The sequence below is a fragment of the uncultured Microscilla sp. genome (assembly GCF_947493425.1).
Lineage (GTDB): Bacteria > Bacteroidota > Bacteroidia > Cytophagales > Microscillaceae > Microscilla.
The window spans coordinates 18,510-42,791 of the sequence record NZ_CANLRP010000042.1 but is presented as its reverse complement, the minus strand read 5'-3'; the positions used below and the strand labels follow the sequence as shown (position 1 = coordinate 42,791).

Sequence of the window (24,282 nt, the reverse complement as noted above, 5' to 3'; positions counted from 1 at the left end):
CGTTTATTTTTTCTACCAAGGTTTCGCCCCACTGGGGCTAATATTCGTAAAAAGTGGCATAAAAACGAGCAAAGAGTTTTGAACGATTCCATAAAAATTGTGATTCAACACAACTTGAAGCTGGTTTTTACAGGCGGAATTTTAAGCCCTGACCAATGCGATATACATCGGAATTGTAAACTAACTCTGCTCAATTTTTGAAGTTTGTCAGAGAACAAATCTCATCCAAAATAAATAGTGCATTTACTTAGAGGATAAGGTACTAGGGCAACCATTCCGATAAATCGAGAACTTCCAGTGCATTACAGCAAGGGATTGCCCCTACACTTATCACTTTAATTTATACATAAACACCTGTATATCAGAGACTTTAAAAACTTCGCACACTGCTAAAATGTATCCGCAGGATGCTTAATAAGAGCCTTTTTTAATTGCTCCCTTATTGAGTTTTTTCATCATTTTACGCATATCTTCAAACTGCTTGATGAGCTGCCCCACTTGTTGTATAGAAGTACCACTACCATTAGCAACTCTTTTTTGTCTATTAGCATCTCTAAGCAATACTGGTTTTTGCCGTTCTTGTGGTGTCATAGAATAAATCATTGCCTCAATGGGTGTAAGCGATTCATTGCTCAAGTCGGTATTGCGTAAAAGCTTGTTGGTACCAGGCAACGCCCCTATCAAGTCTTTGAGGTTGCCCATTTTTTTTATGTTTTGCAGCTGCGCTAAAAAATCGTTATAATCAAACTGATTTTTACGCATTTTACGTTGCAGTCGCTCCTGCGCTTTCCTTTCCTCGTCAGAGTACGCCTCATTTACTAGAATCAAAGCATCGCCCATGTCTAAAATGCGCCCTGCCACTCCCTCTGGGCGAAAAGTATCTAAAGCCCTCATCTGCTCGCCGGTGCCTATAAACTTGATAGGCTTATCGACTACCGCACGAATAGACAAAGCAGCACCTCCGCGCGTATCTCCATCCATTTTGGTAAGCACTACCCCATCAAAATCAATGCGTTCGTTAAAAGCCTTTGCTGTATTTACCGCATCTTGTCCTGTCATAGCATCTACCACAAACAAAGTTTCTGAAGGCTGAATGGCGGCTTTTATTTGGGCAATCTCTAGCATCATTGCCTCATCTATTGCCAACCGCCCAGCCGTGTCTACCACCACCACTTTATAATGATTAGTTTTGGCATGTTCTACAGCATTTTGGGCAATTGCCACTGGGTTCTTATTATCAGGCTCAGCATATACCTCTACTCCTATTTGTTCGCCCACCACCTTTAGCTGTTCAATGGCAGCAGGACGGTATACATCGCAAGCCACCAACAGCACTTTTTTGTGTTGCTTTTGCTGAAGTAAGTTCGCCAGTTTACCCGAAAAAGTGGTTTTGCCCGAACCTTGCAGCCCTGCCATTAATACTACAGCAGGACTGCCCTTAAGGTTCATCTCTTGCGGTTTGCCCCCCATTAGTTCGGTGAGCTTTTCGTGGACAATTTTTATGAGTACTTGCCCTGGTGCTAAACTCTTGAGCACCTTGCGTCCCAAGGCTTCTACCTTAATGTCGTCAGTTACTTGTTTGGCGACTTTGTAGTTTACATCGGCATCTATCAACGCTCGTCGAATGTCTTTGATAGTAGAAGCTACATTTACCTCGGTAATGCGTCCTTTGCCTTTGAGTTTGTGTACAGCTTCTTCTATCCGCTGACTTAATGATTCAAACATGTTTGTTTTGTTTTAGTGAATATACGACCCGGTTGTGCCTGTTTTCGGTTCAACAAACATTGATCAAAAGCTCTTATACAGACATAATGACTGCTTTACTCCGGCATCGCCAGTCAAATAAGCCATTTTGACATATCCCTATCTCTTTTGGGTTGTTTCAAAGGAGGAAGACTTACAACTCTGCCTCGTACTACTGAAACAATCTTGCGGCTTGAAAACTCAAAAATCAATGGTTTTAAGTCGCCCTGCAGGAAGATTTACCACAGCGAAGGAGTTTTTGGTGCCTCTCCCCTACTTTTACTTTGTCTTCACTCACCTCTTCTTTATAAAACACCCCACGATAGCAGTATTTTTCTAATGCAAAATAGCAGTGGTTGTGACATAAACAAACACCCACCAACCCATTATTTTTAGCTTGCTTTGTTCACCATTTTGGGCAAGCAAATCACTTATTTCTTGAAGCTTACGTTTATTATTTTTTAATTTTCAAAATAGATTTGTGAAAAGCTTGTTAAATCTTTCATTTATTTTTGAAAGTACAGAACATCCGATTATATTGTAACTACGTAAGTGTTTATAAATGGAACTTTAGCCGAGCTCCTAAGATTATTTACTCGATAAAAGACAAAGACAATTATGCATAGTACACTTGAGTTTAACACTATAGATAAAGTTTCGGCTAATTTGAAGCCTGTGGCGATCAAATTGACCAAAGACATAGAACAAGCCAATGATTTGATGCAAGAAACATTGATCAAGGCTTTTGTAAATCGCGAAAAGTTTAAAGAAGGAACTAACCTTCAGGCGTGGTTGTATACCATTATGAAAAATATTTTTATCACTAATTATCAACGTGTTGCCCGGCGTAAAACCCTGCTAGACCAAACGGACAACCAACATATATTAAACACCAGTGACAAAACCATAGAGAATAAGGCATACTCTAACTTTGCTATGGAAGAAATAAACGCTGCTATAGATAAGGTGAAGAAGATATACCGGGTGCCATTTAAGCTCTATTTTAAGGGGTTTAAATACCAGGAAATAGCAGAAGCATTGGATATACCCATTGGCACGGTAAAAAATCGTATCCACATGGCACGACAGATGTTGAAGGGGAGCCTTAAGCAATACGGCTACCTTGACAAGTAGTCTTGCAAAAAACTTCTATATTACGTTTACCCAAGTTTACCCATCTGTTTTGGCAACAAGACGATGGGTATTCTACTTTAAGCATCTAATAATCAAACACTTATATCTAAAAACCCCTATTTTACACTCTTTCTTTGTCACTTCTTAAAATACTAGTTTCACTTTTTTGTTTTATATTTTAAGGATTCCTGTCACCTTTATTCAAAAATTTCATTCCCCAACGCTTTACTTTTTAGGTGGTGTTGCCTACTTTCGCGGCGATTATTATTTATAATTAGTCTAAATAAACACAAATGAAGGCAAAAACTACTTATATAACGTGCGTGCTAATGGTTCTACTGTTTGCTCAAGCATATAGTCAAGTGTTGACAGGTAAAGTAAATGACAACAATAGTAAACCACTCCCAGGGGTCACTGTAGTGATAAAAGGAACCACCAATGGGGCTCTAACCAATGCCAGTGGGCAATTTAGTCTTACATCAAAAGCTGGTACACAAACACTGGTATTTTCTTTTGTGGGCTATAAAACCAAAGAAGTAACAGTAAACGTAAGCGGCACCCAAGCCATTGCTGTGCCTACTGTTACTTTATACGAAGGCAATGAAATACTACAGGAGGTAGTAATACAAGGTGAAAGAAGAAATCAATTCTCACGAAAAAAGAGTGCCTATGTATCTAAACTTCCCCTGCGCAACATAGAAAACGCCCAGGTATATAGCACGGTGACCAATGAACTACTCGTATCGCAAACGGTGACCAACTTTGAAGATGCTTTGAAAAATGCCGTAGGAGTAGACAAGTTGTGGGCATCTACCGGACGCGATGGAGACGGTGCCGGGTATTATGCCTTGCGAGGCTTTTCGGTACAACCCCAGCTGGTCAATGGATTACCAGGTATTACCAATGGTATTATCAATCCTTCAAACATTGAACGTATCGAAGTAATCAAGGGTCCTTCGGCTACCCTGTTTGGTAGTACTATCAGCTCTTATGGTGGTTTGATCAATGTAATAACAAAAAAACCTTATAAAGATTTTGGCGGGGAGGTATCTTATACTACAGGGTCTTTTGGGCTCAACCGATTGGTACTGGATGTAAATACTCCACTAGACAAGGAAGAAAAGATTTACTTTAGAATTAATACGGCTTACCACACTGAGAATACTTTTCAGGATGCCGGATTCAGAAAATCGTTGTTTGTTGCCCCTTCTATTAGCTATAAGGTAAACAACAGACTTTCATTCTCGCTCTACTCTGAAATATCGCAAGCAGAGCAAACCAACCCTACCTTTTTGTTTTTGAACCGTAGCGTGCCTACAGAATGGAAGAACCTGGAAGAACTAAATTATGACTACGAGAAGTCAATGACCAGCAATGATTTAACCTTAAAAACACCTACGGCTAACTATCGGATGGAGGCAGATTATAAAATTTCTGACCAATGGCGTTCACAAACGGTATTATCAGGTAGCCGCACCCAATCTACTGGACACTACTCTTATTTATGGAATGATGCCATGAGTGCAGTGGTAGATAATGTTCAACCAGGCGCCAGTGCATTTATAAACCCTAACAGTCGTACTTTTAGCTTAAATGTGCGTCGAGAAAACGGCATCACCTCTACTTATGATATACAGCAAAACTTTATTGGTGACTTTAAACTAGGCAACATTCGCAACCGTATGGTGGTAGGTGTAGACTACTTTAGCCGCACTGTGATAAGCAATAATACTGCTTTTGCTTTTGTACACAATGTAGACCCTCGCGGTAATGTGGTAAACTATGACAACCCTAATACAAACCCTATTTTTACTCCAACTGCCCCCAACAATGGCATTGAGACAACACCTACTTACTTAACCGAAGCTTCGGTAGAACGTTTGTTGAGCAATTCGGCACCTGTGAATACTAGAGTACGCCAAAATGTGTTCAGTGCTTATATATCTGATGTAGTCAATATTACTCCTGCACTTTCGTTGATGGCAGGTGTTCGTTTTGATATGTTTGACTATGAAGGTGATTTGAATACTACCGCAGATGACCAACAAGCCTACACTCAAACAACTTTTTCACCTAAGTTTGGCATTGTATACCAACCCATCCTTAACCAATTATCGTTATTTGCCAACTATCAAAACGGTTTTACTAACGTAAACCCAGAACTAGTGCCTTCTGACCCTAACAATCCTACCTCAGACTTGGTGTTGCGTAATTTTGACCTGGAGCAAGCCAATCAGATAGAAGTAGGTGCTAAAACCAATCTATTTGACGATCGAGTAGAATTGACTGTAAGTTATTATGATATTACAGTAGATAATAAAATAATAGGTTTTGGTCCAGCCAAGGTGCAAAATGGTACTGTAAGAAGCAAAGGCTTTGAGGTAGAAGTAAATGTAAACCCGTTTGATGGTTTTAACTTACGAGGTGGGTTTAGTAACAATGATGCCCAAATAACCAATTCGCCTTCTCAACCTGAGCTTGCCAACACTCGCTTTGGTGGGGCTGGTCCTGAGATGTTGTATAACTTGTGGGCAAACTTTGAGTTCCCTAAGGGCGCACTTAAAGGGTTTGGTATTGGGTTTGGTTTCAACGGAGCCAGTGAGCAAAATGTAATGGCAGGCGAACCAGCCGCAGGTGAGTTTATATTGCCCGCTTATACTATTTTTAATCAATCGGTATATTATCAAGGCGACAAGTTCCGTATAGGGCTGAAGCTTAATAACATGGGCAACCATTTTTATTACAAAGGCTGGACTACAATCAACCCACAACAGCCTCGTACATTATTGGCTAACTTTACTTATAGGTTTTAACCATTGGTTAAGTAATGCAGTCAAAATAACTTCCCCATTTTAACTGTATATTTTAGTCGCTATACATCGTTGAAAAATAGCCGAATAGCGATGCTATTAGCCGATTTTTCGCCTTGTCTAGCGAAAAAATATTTACTTAAATTTGCTGACATTATTTCGGCAACATTACTAAGAGAAGCAACTAAAAACTATTAGTTACTTAAAATCATTAAAAAAGCTGCATAGGGATAATCTATGCAGCTTTTTTTGGCTTAACAAAAAAATGCCTTGTCAAAAGTATGACAAGGCAGATTAAAATGTGTATTTAAAACAGTGATATGTAATTATATCTATATTTGTAGCCTAAGGAATGGTACCAAAATAAATTTATATTCTTAACCTCATCTTTTGAGGCTATACTTTGTTAAAAAATAGCCGAATAGCGATGCTATTAGCCGGCCATCCCGCAAGCTCGCTCAACATCCACTGGATATTGCCGTGCCGCGTCTAGCAACAAAATATTTTAGCGTTACTATAGAAGTTTATTTTTACACCATTCCTAAGCTTGTGTTTTTACCCTTTGGGCAGCTTTGGCTTTTACTTCTCGTCTCAATACGCACATGATTTCCTCAGTTTTGGTTTGGTCACTGGGATGTTTATCATGCGAGATACTGGTCACCTCCCAACCTTCTTCTCCAGCATTTGCAATTGCTTTGTCAATATTAGCAGGAGTTTGGTGGGTTCCACTGGTAGTAATGATTTTGTATTCAAGCTTTGTATTTTTCATATTTTTGGTGATTTGGATTTTGACCATACAAATATAGCAGCACAAGCGTTTATTTGAAACGATTATTTGTATTGTTTATTACCTAAGTTGCTTTTACACAATAATTTATGCAAGCGCCTTTAGTATCTGTTATTTGTTTGTGTTATAACCACGAGAAATTTGTGGTTGAGGCACTTCGTTCAGTTTTTTTGCAAACCTATTCGAATATTGAGTTGATAATAGTGGACGATGCCAGTGTTGATGGCAGTGTAAAAATTATTGAAGAGGTGTTAGATGATATTGATGTAAGTTCTACAGCTGAAGAAACGCAAAATAGGGCATTTGAGTTACCAAATTCACCTGCTTTTATCAAAAACCAACAAAATCAAGGCAATTGCAGGGCTTTTAATGCAGGGTTGAAAATTGCTCAAGGCAAATATATTATAGACCTGGCAGCTGACGATGTATTGCTGGACGATAGGATAGAAAAACAGGTGCTGTTGTTTGAGTCTTTACCCAAAGAATACGCAGTAGTGTTTAGCAACGCGGTAAATATCAATGAAGCTGGTGATATATTAAATTATCACTATCCAGTAGATAAAGCAGGCAAAAGCAAGGTAGATGTGCCTCAAGGCAATGTATACACAGAAGTATTAAGCAGGTATTTTATCAATACAGCAACAATGATGATGCGGACAGACGCATTGCGGCAAATGGGGGGCTATGATGAGAGTTTGAGCTACGAAGACTTTGATTTTTGGGTAAAGACTTCTCGTCATTATTTGTATAAATACCAAGATGAGGTAACCACCATGAAGCGTGTTGTAAGGAATTCACTGTCAAGTGCATTTTACCGAAACAAAATGAACCCGCATTTAGAAAGTACCCTTCAAGTTTTTTATAAGGCTTTTGAGCTCAATACCAGTCCAGCCGAAAACCTGGCATTGTCGCGCCAAGTATCTTATCACTTACGGTTGGCGTTTTATACTCAGCACTTTGATTTGGTATTTTCATTTAATGACTTACTTAAAAAATTGGATTCAACCACAAAACTTACAGAAACCATCGTCTTCTTATCTAAAAATAAAATAAAAGTTTATTGGTTTTATCATATTTATCGCAAAATAAAACGCTGGTTTGCCACAAGGTTAAGGTAAAAACAACATATACGTCATTGTATTATTTTTATTCCCTGGAAAAATTCTGTGTTGATCACCTCAGAGCTTGATTAATTTATCGAATACCTCGCCTTTTTTAGTTACTTAGGAATGGTGAGAAATTAAATTACCATTCTTGAGGTAGAGGTTTTGTTTTGAGACGAGGCTATTTTTTGCGCCCATAGCAGCGCTACGGGCAATAAAAATAACGAAGTATCAAGGCGAAAAATCACCCCTTAGAGTGTAAATTTATTTTTGAACAATTCCTTATTAGACGGTAGCGTCTAAAATACTTCCTGTTTTTTCTCTAATCTTGCCCTTAGATAAGGTAATTTTTTGCCTTGCCAACCCAAGATGTTTTGTTCTATGAGAACACTTTATTTTTTGCATTTTACTAAAAAAAATGATGATGAAGGAAGATACAAAAAACAGTCAACGCAATATCATGTCTCACCAATTTCATAAGTTTTGGTTAAAAATTACCGCGATAGTAGTAGGGTCTTTTGGTCCTGTATTTTTTCTGGGCACCATGGTAGCCACCGCCGAACCTGCCCGCTGGACACTTGACTTACTAAGTTGGCCAATCGATGGAGCAACTACTTATGCCTCAGCCGATACCCGGTTTTTATCGGCACTCACTGGTGGCTTTCTTTTGGGCTGGGGCATAATGATTTGGTGTTTATCTGTATGGGCATACGATCAGGCACCAGAAGCTATTCGCAAAAGCGTGCTCATTGGCACCTTGTCGTGGTTTGTGCTCGACAGTGCGGGCTCTATTGCCTCTGGCAATGCCTCCAATGCTTTGTTTAACGTACTGATTTTACTATTGGCAATAGGTCCTTTGTGGCGCCCTGCCAAAGAGTAGTTTTTTAGGGCGTTGACCACGGCTTTTTTAGCCTGCCTTATCGAGTTAATTAATCAATTGACTAATCAGCGATAAGCTGAAAAAACTCAACAAAAACCAACCAATAAAGCCTTCTAGTACTGTAAGATACATAGGCAACCCTTTGGCGTCGGTATTACCAAAACCTAAAGTAGTAAAAATATTGATGCTCAGGGCAGTAGAGTCTAAAGCTCTAAAAATGAGGTTTTCCAACACAATGATAAATATGAGCAGAAAGAATAACACATTGGCAAGTCCACCTGCCAGTTGGTTGCCCGAGTTTTTAAGCTTGTGTACCCATCGCATATATGTTACTACAAAGTTGTTAGAGGCTTTGCCTGCCTGGTATAAAATATTATCAGGCAAAGCAATCAGGTTGAAGTAAAACGGGGCTTTGTTGCGTTTATTTCCTTCTACAAAGTCTTTGACTTTGCTGTGGCGTTTGCTCATGTCGGCTTTTTTAGCTTGCATCACTTGAAAAAACTCTTCAGGATGACGCAAATAGTTGCTAAAACGCCGCAGGTTTTCATAAAAGTTGTTGCGGGCATAGCCAAACTGATGGGGTAAAAAGAAATACACCAAGGCAAACACCAATAACACGTAAAACGACATGTACAACGACTTTAGCGGGTTGGTGCCATAGTCGCAAAACACTTTCAAAAACACATTCATCCAATAAGTAAAGTAGGTTTCGGCGTTGCGGTCTTTTTCATAGAGTTTTTTCAGGTATTGGGTTTCTACGTTTTTCCATTCTATATAGCACTGATTGGTACTATAACGATTGCCTTGCGACTTAAAGGCCGCATATACAATGGCATAACTGCTAAATAAATCGTTGAAAATGTTCAGGGGTATTTGCTTGAGATTGTGAATGCTAAAGAGCTTTTTTTGTTGAACATCATAATACGCAATACGTTTTTCTACCAGTTTCCAGTCGAGCCGGGTGCCCAAAGGGTTGATATTGAGCCCAAATAGTAAAATATAGTCGTGTACCTGGGTACTGTTTAGCTGAAAGTTATTGCTAATAGAGGTGTTTTGCAGGTCGAGCGAGGTTTTGATATGGCTGTTTACTAACTTAAGGTTGCTAAATACCGAGTTGCGCAGCGAAACAAAGTATTGAGGATTGTAACGTTTTGTAGGGTGTACGTTAAAAGTAGTGTTTGAAATACTCAAATCGAGGTTATTGGCTTTGTTGTCTATCAAAAAAATGCGCGGTTCTAGCCCCATTGCTACTACCCCATACTCTAGGTTTTCGGCAATGTCAAAGCGGCAACTGTCTATTTTAAGGTGGTCTATCAGCGAACTGCGTTGCATACGAAAGCCTCCGCTGAAATCACACTTCTTAAAGTCCAGGAAGTCGCCATCGTTGCTTAAAAATGCCAAGGCTTTTTTGAAACGGCACTCCGTAAAAATGGCTTTCATCCGCTGGGTTTCGGTAATGTATACATTGCCCGCAAAGGTGATGTTTCGAGGTACAAACCAAAATTGGGAATCCCAGTCTATTTTAGAAATACGCAAATCGGGACGAATGACAATCTCCTGACCATTGTTAAAAAAACGCTGATCCATTCCCGCTTTGTCAACCTCTTGCACAAAACGCACTTTCACATCTTGAACAATGTAATCATATTTTTTCCCATCTTGAGGCACTAGTCGATTGGCTTGCTCGAGTGCATCTAAAAACTCGGTAAAACTCACAGTTTTGCCATTAATGGGCGACTGTATATTGATCACCTTGGTTTGTGCCTGGGCAACGAATGTAAGCCACCAGCAAAGTATTAACAGGCCGTATTGTTTGCGCATGGGGGGTATTGTATAGTTTTTTATATTTGTAAGCTAAAAATACGCCATTTGCCACAAAAGAAGGCTACTCAGTTTATGAAAGCGTCATTTGAGTTTATGAATGGTTTGTGTCATGCACCACAAGCCCCGTTTTGCGCCACTCGTTGCTAATGGCTTTCCGTTGTTTGGTAAGTGGTATGGGCGTATTTGCTTTAGATGGTTCTCTGCTTTTGTCAAGGATGCCTCATTATTAGTAGCATATTTGCAATTATGATAAAATATTTTTTAGGGGTTTTGAAGTAATTGACACGACACTGAATAAATGCTGTTCTGCCCATACTGCGAACTTACCCGATGCAATTCTTTGGGGGAGTTGAGCCCTACCTGAGAAGAAAGTTGTTGAAAATGCGCCAGGCTTACCGGATAAGGTACCCAAGGTGGATTAGGCGTTGAAGTATCGTATTCTATCAGGATAAAAGTGCCTGAGGGCTTAAGGTGTTGCAATACATTTTGCAATACAACGACAGGGTCAACAGCATAATGCAAGGCGTTTGCCATGACGATGCCATCAAACAAAGGTAAATCCATTGCCCGCTCAAAGTCACCTTCTTCTACACGTATATTTACTTCATTTTGCTTAGGCAAACTCCACAGTACATGAGGGTTTTTGTCTACTGCCCATACAGTACTTTGGGGTGCCAGCAACATTTGCAAGGCTACCGTAAATACTCCTGTACCAGCGCCTATATCTGCCCATACTTGCGGAGCATGGTTGGGCACTTGCCCTAATAGTTTGATTGTATCGATTGTTTCCATCTTTTTAGTTTTCTCTCAAAAAAAGCCGCAGTTACTCACTGACCTTTCGCAGCATATATTTTTGTTTACATGGCCAAAAATACAGTTAATAATTAAGGTTGCGTCAGCTGGATTCAGCCTTAGTTTGTTGCCGTTAAGAATCTGTGAAACGAAGCCGTAAAAACTGATCACTGTCTGAGCGAAGCGAGTTTGAGCAGTTTCGGCGTAGTAGCACAGATTTAGGCGAAACAAACTACAGCTGCGGTGCTTGAACTCCGAACTTGATTCGGAGGGTTTTTGGTTACTTTTTTACCTGGAGAAAATCCATGATCCCGAACTTGATTCGGGGAAGTAACGGCTGATAGATACCCGAATCATTGTATTTTATTAGCTTGTTTGCTGACTGGTATATTATTAAACAAGTTTTTGACCTGCGAAAGGTCAGTTACTCACGGTTCTACTGGCAAAAGCGGTCTATTAAAATGTAGGGTGTACCTACTTGTCGCCTAAAACGAACAACTTGTTACTGCTTAATCACCTGCTGCTACTTTAGTCGAAATACTGCTCACAAAACGCTTATTACTTTGCCATGCTCCCCAACAGGTAAATAACAACAACACACCTAATACTGCAAAAGCACTTTTGGTTCCCCAAACCGGAATGACCAGGGTAAAACCATATACCAAAAATACCTGTAACAGTTTACCAAACGACATTAGGGTAGAGTTCATTCGTCCAATCATACGATTGTCAATGCTTTCCATCATGGCGGTAGCACGTGCTACCCGTCTACCAGCATTGCCCCAGCCCATGAGCAAGCTAATGACCAAAAAACCAACTACTGAGGTATTAAATACCAATGCCAATACACACATACTGTAAAACAGTACACTCCAGATAACCAATACCCGACCTTGTACCCTGGTGGTGAGTATAGGAATGGTAAGCCCGGCTAGGATGGCTCCTATAGACCATATCACCTCGTGCCAACCATATACCAAGGCATCGGCTTTGAGGGTTTTGGCAACATATATAGGCACCAAATACATGCCAATTAATACTGCAATAAAGGGCAACATGGTGTATACAAAAAAACTGGTGGTATGGCGATAGGTTTGAATAAAGCTTATCCCTTCTTTTACATCTTGCCAAACAGGTTTTACCTCAGCAAGGGTTTTGAGTACTGGCTGGTAAGGAATCGCAGCAAAAAACAACGCCCCTAGTCCAAAAGTAATGGCATCTATCAACATTACATTGGCAAATGTAGTCACTTCTACCAATACTCCGCCCAAAGCACCTGCTACCATAAAAGCAATTTGCCCTTGAATCTCCAGCAAACTATTCAATCGTTGGTATTGGTGGGGTTCAAACAATTCTTGGGTAAAAGCAAAACGGGTGGGAAAGTGTACACTGTCGACCATACTGCTAAAAAGCAACATAGCCACTAATGAAACTACGGCTGGTTGTGCTTGTTCCCATTCAGCAAAAACAATGACCAGGGTACACAAAAGACCAAAAACTTCAGCCAATACCAATATTTTTTTTCGGGAAAACTTATCAATCAACGATCCGGTATAGAGCAACATCAACATGGTAATAAGCGCAGTTGCCATAGTAGCATAGCCAAAAATTTGTTCGCCGTTGGGGTGCTTTACCAATAACCACGGAACGGCGATCAGGGCAATGCCACTGCCCATGTGACTCAAAATGTTGCCCAACAGCAGAAACTGGGTTTTTCTTAAAGATAATAGTTCGCGCATGTAAAGAATATCAAGTACTGAGTAATTGAATTGCCACCCGATAAACAAACAAAACTTGAAATTAGTTGCAATGGAAGGTAAATCAATAGTCCATAGTATTTAGTCCATAGTCCGTAGCTGATTCGAGTAAATATTTACCTTATTAAGCCCTGTAAATCAGTATTTTATACTATGTACCAAGACAAAATTAAATATACCTAATATGCAAGTATAACTATCATATTATGAGAGAGTTATCTTTACTTGTAGCTTATAGCTAATTGCTCGCTGCTACTTAAAGTTGCGTACCTACTTTATTTTTAAAAGGGTTTCAGTTTTAGGTTTACGCCGTGCAATTAAATAGTTTTTAAAATCATAACCTACTGATAACCGAGCCTCTGGCGAGTCCTTAGATACCGATGTATATCGGTGCTCAACGAAGTTAATCAGTAGCCAACTTTGGCTAAAATCACTGCGGAGTATTGGTAAATTGAAGGCACAAAAAAACCCTGATATGCATATATCAGGGTCTGTTAAGAGTATCTTGTAATACAGTTGATAAACCTAATCGTTGCGCTCCATTATAAGCGAGCCTTCTTCATTGTATATTTTCCAACGGCCTACCTCTTCGCCCTTTATATAAGGACCCTCAGCCGCAATCTTGCCATTTTGATGAAACATACGCCAGTATCCATCACGCTTGCCTTTAAAATAGGCGCCTTCTTGTAGTTTATTTCCATTGTCATAAAAACATGTCCATAACCCTTCTTTCTGATCCCCCAAAACGCTTCCACTACAAGTAATTTCGGTTCCTTCGGTGCCCCACAATCCATCTTCTCGCTCGTGAAGCAGGTTTCCCTGATCATCGTATATATACCAAATACCGGTTTCTTCTCCTACTTTATAATATCCATCGGCAGCCAATACGCCGTTTCGATGGTAAAACTTCCAGTATCCGTGGCGTTTGCCATGCAGATAAGCTCCTTCTCTTAAAGTGTTGCCATTGGTATACCTGCACTTCCAGTAGCCTTGTTTAATATCCCCTACAAAACTTCCATAACAACTGATTTTTTCATCAAAAGAGTTGTTATAAATGGGGTGGTTCATGGGAAAATGTAAAACCCATGCAAATAATAAAATTTTTGCCATGGCGATTGTCATTTTTTGTTATTTGGTGCTTGTTAACCCTGTACTTTGCAAGTTATTTTTCAAAATACAGCATTTCTCAATGTAGAAAGCCTCTCAGTATTTACACTGTGGATATAGTATGTATAAATACAACGAGTAAGGCTTATACGAGTAACAAATATAATATTTATTTACTTCAAAAATAACGATGAATTTACCTTTTAAGGATATAAATGCCTATGAAAGATTGGGAGCTTGTAGGTTTTTGACCAAAAAAAACATAAACTATAGCAGGCTGGGTTACTTTAAGCCAAAGACCGTATAAAATGGCAACACTAAAAAACACTCAAATAAACTTACAATTGAAACACTATGAAAACATTGAATTATTGGCTCCTGATGGGTTGTATCTTATGGTTAACTGCTTGTGGTGGTAAACAATATAGCGAAGGTCAGTCAAAGAAAGAAATAACTATCCACTCAGAAGAAAAGACGGTCTCTAGTACTAAAAAAACAGCTTCTAAAGACGATGGTACTGCGGAACACGAAATGAAAATACTACAGGTACAGAACGTAAAAACCCCTAAACCTTTGGTCAAAAAAAATCAGAAAATCATTAAAACTGCAGATGTAAGATTTCAGGTAAAAAATCTGGCAAAAAGCATTGCAAAAATGCAGGCAATGATTAGAAAACACGAAGGTTATGTATCATCAGCAAAACAAGACCGCCAATACAACCGTTTGCAAAGCAAAATTGTGGTAAGGGTAGAAAGCGATAAATTTGAAGACTTGTTAGACGAAATGGTACGTGAAGCAGTATTTTTGGATTACAAAAATGTAAAAGCCGAAGATGTTACCGAAGAGTTTGTAGACATACAAAGCCGGCTTAAAACCAAACGCGCAGTAGAAAAACGTTACCTTGAAATACTTGAAAAAGCCAAAAGTATTGAAGAAATCCTCAAAGTTGAGAACCAGTTGCGGGTAATCAGAGAAGAAATAGAGGCTAAAGAAGGCAGGCTTAAGTTTTTGGTTGATCAAATCAACTATAGCACCATTAGTATGGAGGTATACCAACGTACAGAAGCCGCAGAGGTTCCCTCAGATGGTTTTTTCACTAAAATGGGGCGGGGTTTTGTTGCTGGCTGGAAAGGCATCCTTGGCTTTATCATTGGCTTGACTTATGCCTGGCCTACACTGTTGGTGTTGGGTGTAGGTGGTTTTTTTGGTGTTCGTTATCTGCGCAGGCGACTTACCAAAAAGGGATAGAATTTACAAATATTAACAATAAAGGTTCCGGCGATCAGTCATATTTGTCTGGTCGTCGAAACCTTCATCATTCACTCATCTGGCAATCACTTAAACCTCTACTGATTCGCGTTGTTGTGCCAACACTCCCATTACTTCATCATAAGAGAATTTGCCTTTTTCAAGCGATTTTTTGTAGTTTTTGAGGTACTCCCCAAAAGATTTTGCCTGTGGTACTCCTGGCCCTCCTACGGTTTCCCAATAAAAGATTTGTCCTTTTGTACCTTTTTTGGCAGGAGCCAAATCAATGCACAGTAAGTTGCCGTTGTGGTCTTCGGCAAAAGGAATCCACCCCTTATGCCACCATTTAAACTTTACAGTTCCTTTTTCTTTGATATACCAGGGTGTAAGATGCTCAAACTCACCTTGATTTTTAAGGTTGGTAAGCAAACGCCAATTATCATATATATCACTGATACTTAACGACTTGTACTCAAAAAACGTTACACTTTGGTATTCGTTAAAACGGGTGAGAAAATCTTGAAAGTCTTCGGGCAACTCATAACCTATCTTGGCCGATAACTTGGCTATGTCTTCTTTGGTTGCTCCTTTGGCGTGAAAGTTAATCAAGCTTTGGTTAGTGATCTTGGTAAGTTGCTTATCAACGTCCTCCCAGTACTTGTGAACTTGTTTCATACGGTTTTAAATATATGTTATGCTTAGGTATAATTACTAGTTGTTGACTCATAAAACGATGGTTAACACTTAATAATTATGTAATATTAGCAGGTAACAAATTTAACGGTTCGAATACACTAACTGCACTTCGTGTAGGATATTTTGAAAAAAAACATGTTTCAGCGATAATATTTCGCTTTACTGCTGTGTCGTACATTCAAAAGGTAGCTTTATACAGCCAACCGGGTGGTTGTAACACTCAATCAAGTGTTTGATTGCATCGCGGGGTTATGCTGGGCAAACTCTACAATAAATTTAGCTCCTTTTTTTGGAGTGCTTTCGCACCAAACCCGTCCTTGCATTGCCTCTACATACTGTTTTACTATAGACAACCCCAAGCCAGTAGATTTTTCTCCGGCAGTGGGACGCGTCGATAGTTTTTGGTATTTGATAAATAACTGAGACATTTCTTCGGGCAGTACGCCTTTTCCCTGATCTTGCACTTCTACCCTTATATTACCTTCAGCTGCTACACAATGTACTTGTACCTGGCTATTTTTGGGCGAAAATTTAACTGCATTGGACAGCAAGTTTTCAAGTATTTGGGTCAGGTGGGTTTTATCTGCCCACACAATACCTTCGCCAATCTGACTAATAATTTCTATGTTTTTGCGTATGGCTACGTGGGTAAACTCTTCTGATACCTGCCTTAGCAGTAATCTGATATCTACTGGCTCCATGTGCAGCTTTGCTTTCTTAGACTCTATGGCTTCTATGTCTAAAATCTTATTGATAAGTTTAATCAACCGATCCGATGACTGCCCGATCATTTGCAGAAATGCCGCTTGTTTTTCGGTCAGGTTGTCGGCATTAGGGTCAATGATATGCACCAGGCTCGACATATGACTCAAGGGTACTTTTAAGTCGTGTGCTACTACGTGAATCAATTGATCTTTTTCGTAGTTGAGCTCCAAAAGTCTTTTGTTGGTTGATTGAATATTCTCATTTTGTTCTTTGATCATCTTGTACGAATCAGCAAGTTTAAGAATAGAGTTTACCCTTGCCAGTAATTCGGTACGCTCGATAGGTTTTCTGATGTAGTCAATGGCTCCAGCATCCAGGGCTACCTTCAAATGGGCAGGCGACAACATCACTCCAGTAGCCATAATAATAGGAATGTCTGTGGTTACGTCTTGTGCCTTAAGGTAACGAATGGCTTCTATCCCCGACATTACAGGCATTTCCCAGTCCATAATAATGAGGTCAGGCTGTTTTTTTTCGGCTACTTTGCAAGCTATCTTTCCATTGGTGGCATTTAGAATATTGTAAATACCCGACGATTCTTCCAGATACCTGATAATAGTGTCGAGATTGCCAGGCTGATCGTCTGCTACTAAAATACGGTAAGTTTTCATAAGGTTGTTTTATATTGTCGAGAGTCGTCATAACAATAGCCCATAGTATTTAGTCCGTAGTCCATAGCTGATTCGAGTAAATGTTTACCTTATTAAGCCCTGTAAATCAGTAGTTTATACTAAAATTGTTTACCTACTTTATTTTTAAAAGGGTTTCAGTTTTAGGTCTAAACGTACAATTAAATAGTTTTTAAAATCATAACCTACTGATAATCAGTAGTCAACTTTGGCTAAAATCACTGCGGAGTATTGTCATAAACATCACAATACAATTGGTTGCTCCATCGGTTGAGTATCACACTCCCTCTCCACAAATACACCAGGCGCTAAAGCACCAAAAGGGCAAACACTGCCCCTTTGGTACCTCGCTATTCTATCAGTTTATTTGCACTACCAATCAATCTCTGCCAATCCCTTGGATTTCAAAAATTCGTTGGCACGGCTAAAGTGACGACATCCCACAAAGCCTTTTGCCATAGGTGAAGGGTGAGGAGCCTCAAGCACACAATGCTTATCGCGGTCTACCACTTTACCTTTGTCACGTGCGTATCTTCCCCACAACAAAAACACTACATTTTCTTTTTCATCCGAAATGGCCTTGATCACCGCATCGGTAAACTGCTCCCAGCCTTTGTTTTGGTGCGATCCGGCAGTTTTGGCTCTTACAGTCAAAGTAGCATTCAACAGCAATACTCCTTGCTCTGCCCAACGTTCCAGGTTTCCCGACTTGGGAATATCTTTTCCCAAATCCTGGTTAATTTCCTTGAAAATATTGCGCAAAGAAGGAGGAATTCTTACTCCATCGCTCACCGAAAAACAAAGTCCGTTTGCCTGCCCCGCTCCGTGGTAAGGATCTTGCCCTATGATTACCACACGCGTTTGGTCAAAAGGAGATTTATCAAAGGCATTAAAAATCTGATTACCAGGAGGGTATACTGTTTGACTAAGGTATTCATCTTTTACAAACGCTACCAAATCCTTGAAATAAGGCTTTTCAAACTCTTCTTGTAATTTTTCCTTCCAGGAATCTGCTATTTTTACGTCCATACAGTGTTTTTATTAGGTAAATTAATGGCTAAAAGTACAAAACAATTTTTTTGGAAAAAAATTTGCTAATCGAAAAGTAAAGTCTATATTTAAAAGCTTTGTTTTCAAAAATACAGGATGTTATTCCTCTCTCTCATTTTTACAAACATTAACCATATAATAAGATGATTACACAAATTACTGATGGCGTAAAGGTAAGTGTTGTCACAGAGTATCAGGCAGATTATTCAAGCCCCCGACAATCGCATTATGTATTTACTTACCGTATTACCATTGAAAACTGCAGTGCCTATACAGTACAATTGCTTCGCAGACATTGGTTTATATATGATTCTAACAATAGTCAAAAAGAAGTCGAAGGCGAAGGAGTGGTAGGTCAACAGCCTGTGCTTGAGCCTGGCGAAACTCACCAATATGTATCTGGCTGTAACCTGAAAACGGGTATTGGCAAAATGAATGGCACTTATTTGATGGAGCGCGTAGTAGATGGTAAACAATTTAAAGTAGTAATTCCCGAATTTGTGTTAATTTTGCCCTATTTGCTTAATTAATCTCAAATCGTTTTACATTGATAAAAGAATATTTACGCCATTTAGTTACGGCAAAAACAGTACGTTCGGTACATTCACCTTTTGTGTTTGAGTTATATACTCAAACGATTAAATCCTCAACAAAATACCGTGATTTTATACCTATAGAACAGCTAAGAAAGAGTTTGCTCAAAAATCATCAGCCTATTACCATCAAAGATTTGGGAGCAGGCTCTAGAAAAAGCGCTAACAACACACGTAAAGTGAGCCAAATTGCCCGGTACGCTGTTTCTAATCGTAAAACCAGTCAATTACTTTTCAAACTTGTCCGTAAGTTTCAACCTAAAACCATCGTAGAGTTGGGCACATCGTTGGGTATCAATACCCTGTACCTTGCTCAAGCCAACCCCAATGCTCATATTACCACGCTGGAAGGCTGCCCCAATATAGCTGCCATTGCTCGGCAAAACTTTGGCCAAAGCAATGGTCACCGCATTCACGTGGCTGAAGGCAATATTGACCATACACTGCCTGTAATATTAGATACCCTGCCCCTGCTCGACTTTGTATTTTTTGATGCCAACCATCGCTACACACCCACCCTACAATATTTTGAGCTTTGCCTGGCTCAGGCACACGAAAACAGCATCTTTGTGTTTGACGACATCTACTGGTCGGCAGAAATGCAACAAGCCTGGCAAACTATCAGACAACACCCTGAAGTAACCCTTAGCATCGACTTATTTAGGGTAGGATTGATTTTTTTCAGGAAAAATCAACCGGTACAGCATTTCAGACTACAGTTTTAGCCTATACTATCAAACAATTATTTTCTCACCCGATTTTGCGTAAAATTATTATTTTTGTGCAACTGCTCTCAGTAGCTTGTACTCTACCCTACTATTTTTTTCGCCTCGGTTTGTGTCTCCACAACCGAGTTTACTAGTGCTTAGATACCGATGTATATTGGTGTTCAACAAAGCTAAATCGCCTCACCACAGCACCTGGGAACATTATTTTTGAAGGTTTCGATCAGCTCGTGGAGACACGAGCTGAGGCGATGACGGTACCACTCCATATAAAAACCTCACTATTCTACTAATCTTTAAATAATTAATAATCAAATGCTTACATATTTATTTAATTGTATTTTCTTCATTTTAACAAAAAAACTTGTATGCTTTAAGGGTTAAAATGAGCGGTTTTGTCTCTTTGTTAGTAAAAGACCAGCTAAAATTAGGCACATGCTATGGGTCTTTCATCAGGCATTTTTGACAAAAATTTATAATCGTATGAACATTGTTCTATTAAAACAAGAAGTTATCAAAGCTTATCAAAGGGTGTATTTACACCAGGAAATAGAAAAACAAAAAAGAGGATACAAAACCTCCTCTACTGATATTGAAAAAAGGTTGTTACAACTAAAAAAACTGATCAAAGAATTCGACAGTAGTCGCAATACTGTTTGTCTTTGCCAAGAGCTTGAAAGGTGCCATGTCTACTTTCACCGACACCCTGAAGCTCAAAAGTTACCCCTACCCATCAATGTTACACAAGACTTTTTTTTCTGTAAAGGCTGGGACACTTATATTTCACAACGAAAGACAAGCTGCGACAAGAAACAAACTAAAGAGTAACAAAATTAGCCCTCAGGCTACAAGTAAGGATCACTCACTTACAATATGACAATTACAAGAGATATTTGGTTCTGCCTCACGATACTTATGACCAACAAGGGCTGGGTTGAGGCACCTCTCTCTAAAACTTGAAATTATAAGTAATAGAGGGAAACAACCCTCCCAAAATAGAGAGACGGGTCGCTTCGTTTTGGGCAGTGCCATCTCCTATAAAATAGATCGAGTAAGCATTTCTGCGTGCATACACATTATACACCGAAAAAACCCACTCTCCCTTCCAACGTCGCTTACGCTTGGGTTTGCCCTTGCAGGTCAAAGAAAGGTCTAGTCGGTGATAACTGGGGATTCGGTTTTGGTTGCGGGTGCTATAGTCTAGCACGGTAGAACCCATAAACTGATACTTAGCACTCGGAAAAGTCACCGGGCGTCCCGTGCTCAGGGTAAAATTTGCCGAAAGGCTTACTCTTTTGTTAAAATCATAAGTAGTAGTCAGGTTCAATAAGTGGGTTCTGTCATAGTCTGCTGGATAATACGCCCCGTTGTTGATTCTATCTTCCGGAAAATCACTGTCTATTTTACGCTCAGATCTCGCCAAAGTATAACTTAACCAACCACGAAATTTCCCTGTATTTTTTCTTACCATCAGTTCTAGTCCATAGGCGCGCCCATCGCCACTTAACAACTCCGTTTCAAGGTATTCGTTCAACAACAGGTTTACTCCGTTTCGGTAATCAATCAAGCCGTACATTTTTTTGTAATACACCTCTGCCGACAACTCAAGCGCAGGCGAAGCTATAGCGTGAAATATACCCAATGCTACCTGGTCTGAGGTGAGTGGGCGAACATAAGGATCAGACGATTTCCAAATATCAGTGGGCAGAGGAGCAGTAGTGTTAGATACCAAGTGAATGTATTGACGATTGCGGGCATAGCTGGCTTTGAGGGCAGTTTTGGGTTTAAACTGCCAACGGAGGCTCAGGCGAGGTTCTAGCCCCCAATAATTGGCGACTACCTCATTATTGCCATACCGCCTTTGTCCAATCACTGTTGCATCGCGGCGCGGTTGCCCAGGCAGGTAAGTGCGTACATTACGCTCGCCCAAACTCAAAAAAGCAGACAAACGCACGCCATAACTTAAAGTTAGTTTTTTGTTGATTTGTTGCTTGTAATTGGCATAAATGGCTGTTTCCAGCGCCCTTTCGCTGGCAGTTTTTACTGAGCTGGTTTCAGAATCTACTTGCCCTGGTTGAAAATAGTATCCTATGCCACTTATACCAAAATCGAGGGTGTGCCGAGGGTTGATAAACCAGGTAAGATCGTTTTTAAGTTGATAACTGGAAATACCTGCCACCCATTCGAACCCCAAACCGTTTGTAGCTGCTGATGACACCCCCAGCTTATAGTTATAATCGCTGAAAACCAAACTTACATTGGAAAACAATTGGCTGTTAAATAAATGGTTCCACCGAAGTGTGGCAGTACGGTTGCCCCACGAAAACGAAAACAGTTTCCCAATTTTGGCTACATCTCTCCCCAAATACCCTGAGACATATAGTCGGTTTTTTTTGTCAATTGCATAATTAAACTTCAGGTTGAAGTCATAAAAATACAACTGGGTATCTCGTATGTCCTGATCACTGGAAAGTTTAAGAAACAAGTCGGCATAAGAACGGCGGGCTGCCACCAACAACGCACTTTTGTCTTTGACAATGGGCGTTTCCAGCAGGAGTCGTGAAGTAACAAAACCCACCCCTCCTTCTCCGCTAAACCTTTTGGTATTGCCTTCTTTTTGGCGAATGTCCAACACCGATGATAAGCGGCCACCATAATTGGGCGGAATGGCACCTTTATAGATTTTCACATCTTTTACCGAATGAGGGTTAAATACTGAGAACAAACCTAGCAAATGCGCCGAATTGTATACAATGGCTTCATCGAGCAATATTAGGTTTTGGTCAGCGGCTCCTCCTCTTACATTAAAACCTGAAGCTCCCTCTCCTATGCTACTTACTCCGGGCAATGCCCTGATGCTCTGTAGTACATCTACTTCGCCCAAAAAAGCCGGCATGCTTTTTATTTCTTCTATGTTCAGGCGGTTCGTGCTCACCTCCAGGCTTGTGATGTGTTCGTTGATGCCCCGATCAGTAATGACTACCGTGGCAAGTTCGTTTTTGTCCACAGGTAATTCCACATTCAAGGTTTTAGAGGCTTCCAGGTTTATCTGGTAATGCTTGCTCTGAAAACCAATGTAAGACACTTGTACCTTGTATTTGCCAGGAGCCAGCCTAAGCGCAAAAAAGCCATAACTATTGGTAGCTATTCCCTTGCCCAGAGAAGGTATATACACAGTAGCTCCAATCAACGCCTCTCCATTTGATTGGTCGGTGATGGTACCACTGATCGTATAAAAACTATTTTGAATGGTGCGCGAAGCTGTTGCACCTGTAGGAGGAGCTGTTTTGGGAAAGCTTTTTCTTATGATAATCATTTTACCCTTGAGCAAATATTTTAGCTTTTGTGGGGCAAGCATCTGATCTACTATTTGCTTGATAGAAAGTGTTTTATTAGTAAACAACACTTTTTCGGCAGTGTTTAAAGAGCGGCTGTAAGAAAAATGTACTCCAGTTTGATCATTGATTTGCTTGAGCAATTGAGCAATGGTATACTGCCTTGGTTCTAGCTGAACGGGGGTTTGCAAAAGGGTAGAAGGTTGCCCTGATGCCTCCCCCAAAAAAACCAATAAGACAAAAACAGTCAGGTACAACTTAGGCATTTTTCTAATAAAATTCAGTCTGATATAATGGAATTTACTTGCTTCTTGACTAACTATTTACAAGCTTTTCCTTTCAACACAACTTGCTGAGTTGCGATGGTATATTCAATATTAAGAGTGAGAGCTATCACTTCTATAGCCTCTTTTAACGACAATTTCTCAAGCGTGGTAGTCAATACGCAATTGCGGAGTGTTTTATTCTCTATTTTAATGGTTTTATTATAGTATTTACTCAATACTGTGGCTACTTCTGCCAAAGAAGCCCGCTCAAAACGCAATATGCCTGTTTTCCAAGCAAGTAAGTTGCCATCATAACGAGTACTTTTTGTCAAAGCCTGGGTAGTATTGTCAAATATTCCTTGTTGATTTTTATTCAACACTAGCCGTTTATCGGGATAAGCATTGGCAAAAAAAGCCACCTTACCCGAAGTTACAGTTACCGCTATACTGGCTTCGTTGGCAAGCGATTTTACATTAAATGATGTTCCCAATACCTGGGTAGTAGTTTTTGCTGCATGCACCACAAAAGGTTTTTGTGCGTTGGACTTTACCTCAAAAAAGGCTTCACCCTCAAGAAATACTTCGCGCTGAGTGGCATCAAAAGACGAAGGATAACGCAGTTTGGTTTGTTGGTTGAGCCATACCTTGGTGCCATCGCTTAATAACAAGGGAGTAGTTTGTTTGTTTTGCACCTCTTTGGTAAGCCAACTACCCGTATTTTTGTCAGTCAATATCCACCAGGTAACCCCTAATGTCAACACCAACATTGCTGCTACTGCCCAACGCACAGGAAAGCTTCTAAGCTTGGTTTTTTTATCCTGAGCAAGGGTTATTTTGTTTTGTACTTGGCTCCAGGCAAGGTTTACGTCTGGAGCAAATGTAGGTACTGTACTCACCTCCCAGGCTTCTTTGAGTATTTGCCCTTCTTGTGGGTGTTTTTTTAGCCAGGCTGCTGCTTTCTCCTGCTCATCAGCGGTGGCTTCCCCCGAAAAATACCTCGCTAACAACTCATCCCTATCCTCCATGATATATTACAGT

The 24,282-nt window shown here is 40.0% G+C and carries 19 protein-coding genes; 8 read left to right on the top strand and 11 right to left on the bottom strand.

Annotated features, from left to right (window positions below; translation table 11 throughout):
* Positions 1-411: 411 nt before the first annotated feature.
* A complete protein-coding gene (gene ffh, locus Q0954_RS13210; RefSeq protein WP_299457559.1) occupies positions 412-1,725 on the bottom strand; it encodes a signal recognition particle protein in 1,314 nt (437 codons plus the stop codon).
* Positions 1,726-2,361: 636 nt separating this feature from the next.
* Here ffh and Q0954_RS13205 point away from each other — a divergent pair.
* Both Q0954_RS13205 and Q0954_RS13200 read left to right on the top strand, forming a co-directional pair.
* Entirely contained in the window at positions 2,362-2,877 is a 516-nt protein-coding gene (locus Q0954_RS13205; protein ID WP_299457557.1) for an RNA polymerase sigma factor, read from the top strand.
* 329 nt (positions 2,878-3,206) lie between these two features.
* Positions 3,207-5,690 (top strand): TonB-dependent receptor, encoded by a 2,484-nt coding sequence (locus Q0954_RS13200; RefSeq protein WP_299457555.1) that lies wholly within the window; start codon positions 3,207-3,209, stop codon positions 5,688-5,690.
* A gap of 538 nt (positions 5,691-6,228) precedes the next feature.
* Here the strand turns inward: Q0954_RS13200 and Q0954_RS13195 are convergent.
* On the bottom strand, positions 6,229-6,456 hold the full coding sequence (locus tag Q0954_RS13195) for a DUF4177 domain-containing protein (protein ID WP_299457554.1): 228 nt from the start codon (positions 6,454-6,456) through the stop codon (positions 6,229-6,231).
* Positions 6,457-6,563: 107 nt separating this feature from the next.
* Here Q0954_RS13195 and Q0954_RS13190 point away from each other — a divergent pair, with 107 nt between their 5' ends.
* Together Q0954_RS13190 and Q0954_RS13185 are read left to right on the top strand one after the other, a co-directional pair.
* The gene (locus Q0954_RS13190; RefSeq protein ID WP_299457553.1) at positions 6,564-7,592 is read left to right on the top strand and encodes a glycosyltransferase; all 1,029 of its coding nucleotides are present in this window, start codon (positions 6,564-6,566) and stop codon (positions 7,590-7,592) included.
* A 403-nt stretch (positions 7,593-7,995) separates the two neighbouring features.
* Entirely contained in the window at positions 7,996-8,457 is a 462-nt protein-coding gene (locus tag Q0954_RS13185; RefSeq protein ID WP_299457552.1) for a hypothetical protein, read from the top strand.
* A 45-nt stretch (positions 8,458-8,502) separates the two neighbouring features.
* Here Q0954_RS13185 and Q0954_RS13180 read toward each other — a convergent pair whose 3' ends face one another.
* The 4 genes from Q0954_RS13180 to Q0954_RS13165 all read right to left on the bottom strand — a co-directional run bounded on the left by Q0954_RS13180 (position 8,503) and on the right by Q0954_RS13165 (position 13,940).
* Entirely contained in the window at positions 8,503-10,278 is a 1,776-nt protein-coding gene (locus Q0954_RS13180; protein ID WP_299457551.1) for a hypothetical protein, read from the bottom strand.
* 264 nt (positions 10,279-10,542) lie between these two features.
* Positions 10,543-11,073, bottom strand: coding sequence for a class I SAM-dependent methyltransferase (locus Q0954_RS13175; RefSeq protein ID WP_299457549.1), 531 nt, complete (start codon positions 11,071-11,073; stop codon positions 10,543-10,545).
* Between the two features lie 509 nt (positions 11,074-11,582).
* Positions 11,583-12,812 (bottom strand): MFS transporter, encoded by a 1,230-nt coding sequence (locus Q0954_RS13170; RefSeq protein WP_299457547.1) that lies wholly within the window; start codon positions 12,810-12,812, stop codon positions 11,583-11,585.
* A 543-nt stretch (positions 12,813-13,355) separates the two neighbouring features.
* A complete protein-coding gene (locus tag Q0954_RS13165) occupies positions 13,356-13,940 on the bottom strand; it encodes a hypothetical protein (RefSeq protein ID WP_299457545.1) in 585 nt (194 codons plus the stop codon).
* Between the two features lie 351 nt (positions 13,941-14,291).
* Here Q0954_RS13165 and Q0954_RS13160 point away from each other — a divergent pair, with 351 nt between their 5' ends.
* Positions 14,292-15,185, top strand: a complete 894-nt coding sequence (locus Q0954_RS13160; RefSeq protein ID WP_299457543.1) for a DUF4349 domain-containing protein — start codon at positions 14,292-14,294, stop codon at positions 15,183-15,185.
* Positions 15,186-15,275: 90 nt separating this feature from the next.
* Here Q0954_RS13160 and Q0954_RS13155 read toward each other — a convergent pair whose 3' ends face one another.
* From Q0954_RS13155 to ung, 3 genes are all read right to left on the bottom strand, one after another.
* The gene (locus Q0954_RS13155) at positions 15,276-15,860 is read right to left on the bottom strand and encodes an SMI1/KNR4 family protein (RefSeq protein WP_299457541.1); all 585 of its coding nucleotides are present in this window, start codon (positions 15,858-15,860) and stop codon (positions 15,276-15,278) included.
* A 245-nt stretch (positions 15,861-16,105) separates the two neighbouring features.
* Positions 16,106-17,257 carry a hybrid sensor histidine kinase/response regulator gene (locus Q0954_RS13150; protein WP_299457539.1) on the bottom strand — a complete coding sequence of 384 codons (1,152 nt, stop codon included), beginning with the start codon at positions 17,255-17,257 and terminating at the stop codon, positions 16,106-16,108.
* A 390-nt stretch (positions 17,258-17,647) separates the two neighbouring features.
* Entirely contained in the window at positions 17,648-18,304 is a 657-nt protein-coding gene (gene ung, locus Q0954_RS13145; RefSeq protein WP_299457538.1) for a uracil-DNA glycosylase, read from the bottom strand.
* Between the two features lie 164 nt (positions 18,305-18,468).
* On the opposite strand from ung, the gene apaG reads away from it, so the two are divergent.
* The 3 genes from apaG to Q0954_RS13130 all read left to right on the top strand — a co-directional run bounded on the left by apaG (position 18,469) and on the right by Q0954_RS13130 (position 20,471).
* Complete coding sequence (gene apaG / locus Q0954_RS13140; protein ID WP_299457536.1) at positions 18,469-18,855, top strand: Co2+/Mg2+ efflux protein ApaG; 387 nt, start codon at positions 18,469-18,471, stop codon at positions 18,853-18,855.
* 17 nt (positions 18,856-18,872) lie between these two features.
* Complete coding sequence (locus Q0954_RS13135) at positions 18,873-19,643, top strand: O-methyltransferase (protein ID WP_299457533.1); 771 nt, start codon at positions 18,873-18,875, stop codon at positions 19,641-19,643.
* Between the two features lie 483 nt (positions 19,644-20,126).
* Complete coding sequence (locus Q0954_RS13130) at positions 20,127-20,471, top strand: hypothetical protein (RefSeq protein ID WP_299457531.1); 345 nt, start codon at positions 20,127-20,129, stop codon at positions 20,469-20,471.
* 121 nt (positions 20,472-20,592) lie between these two features.
* Here Q0954_RS13130 and Q0954_RS13125 read toward each other — a convergent pair whose 3' ends face one another.
* Positions 20,593-23,244 (bottom strand): TonB-dependent receptor, encoded by a 2,652-nt coding sequence (locus Q0954_RS13125; protein ID WP_299457529.1) that lies wholly within the window; start codon positions 23,242-23,244, stop codon positions 20,593-20,595.
* Between the two features lie 53 nt (positions 23,245-23,297).
* On the bottom strand, positions 23,298-24,269 hold the full coding sequence (locus tag Q0954_RS13120) for a FecR family protein (RefSeq protein WP_299457526.1): 972 nt from the start codon (positions 24,267-24,269) through the stop codon (positions 23,298-23,300).
* Between the last annotated feature and the right edge of the window lie 13 nt (positions 24,270-24,282).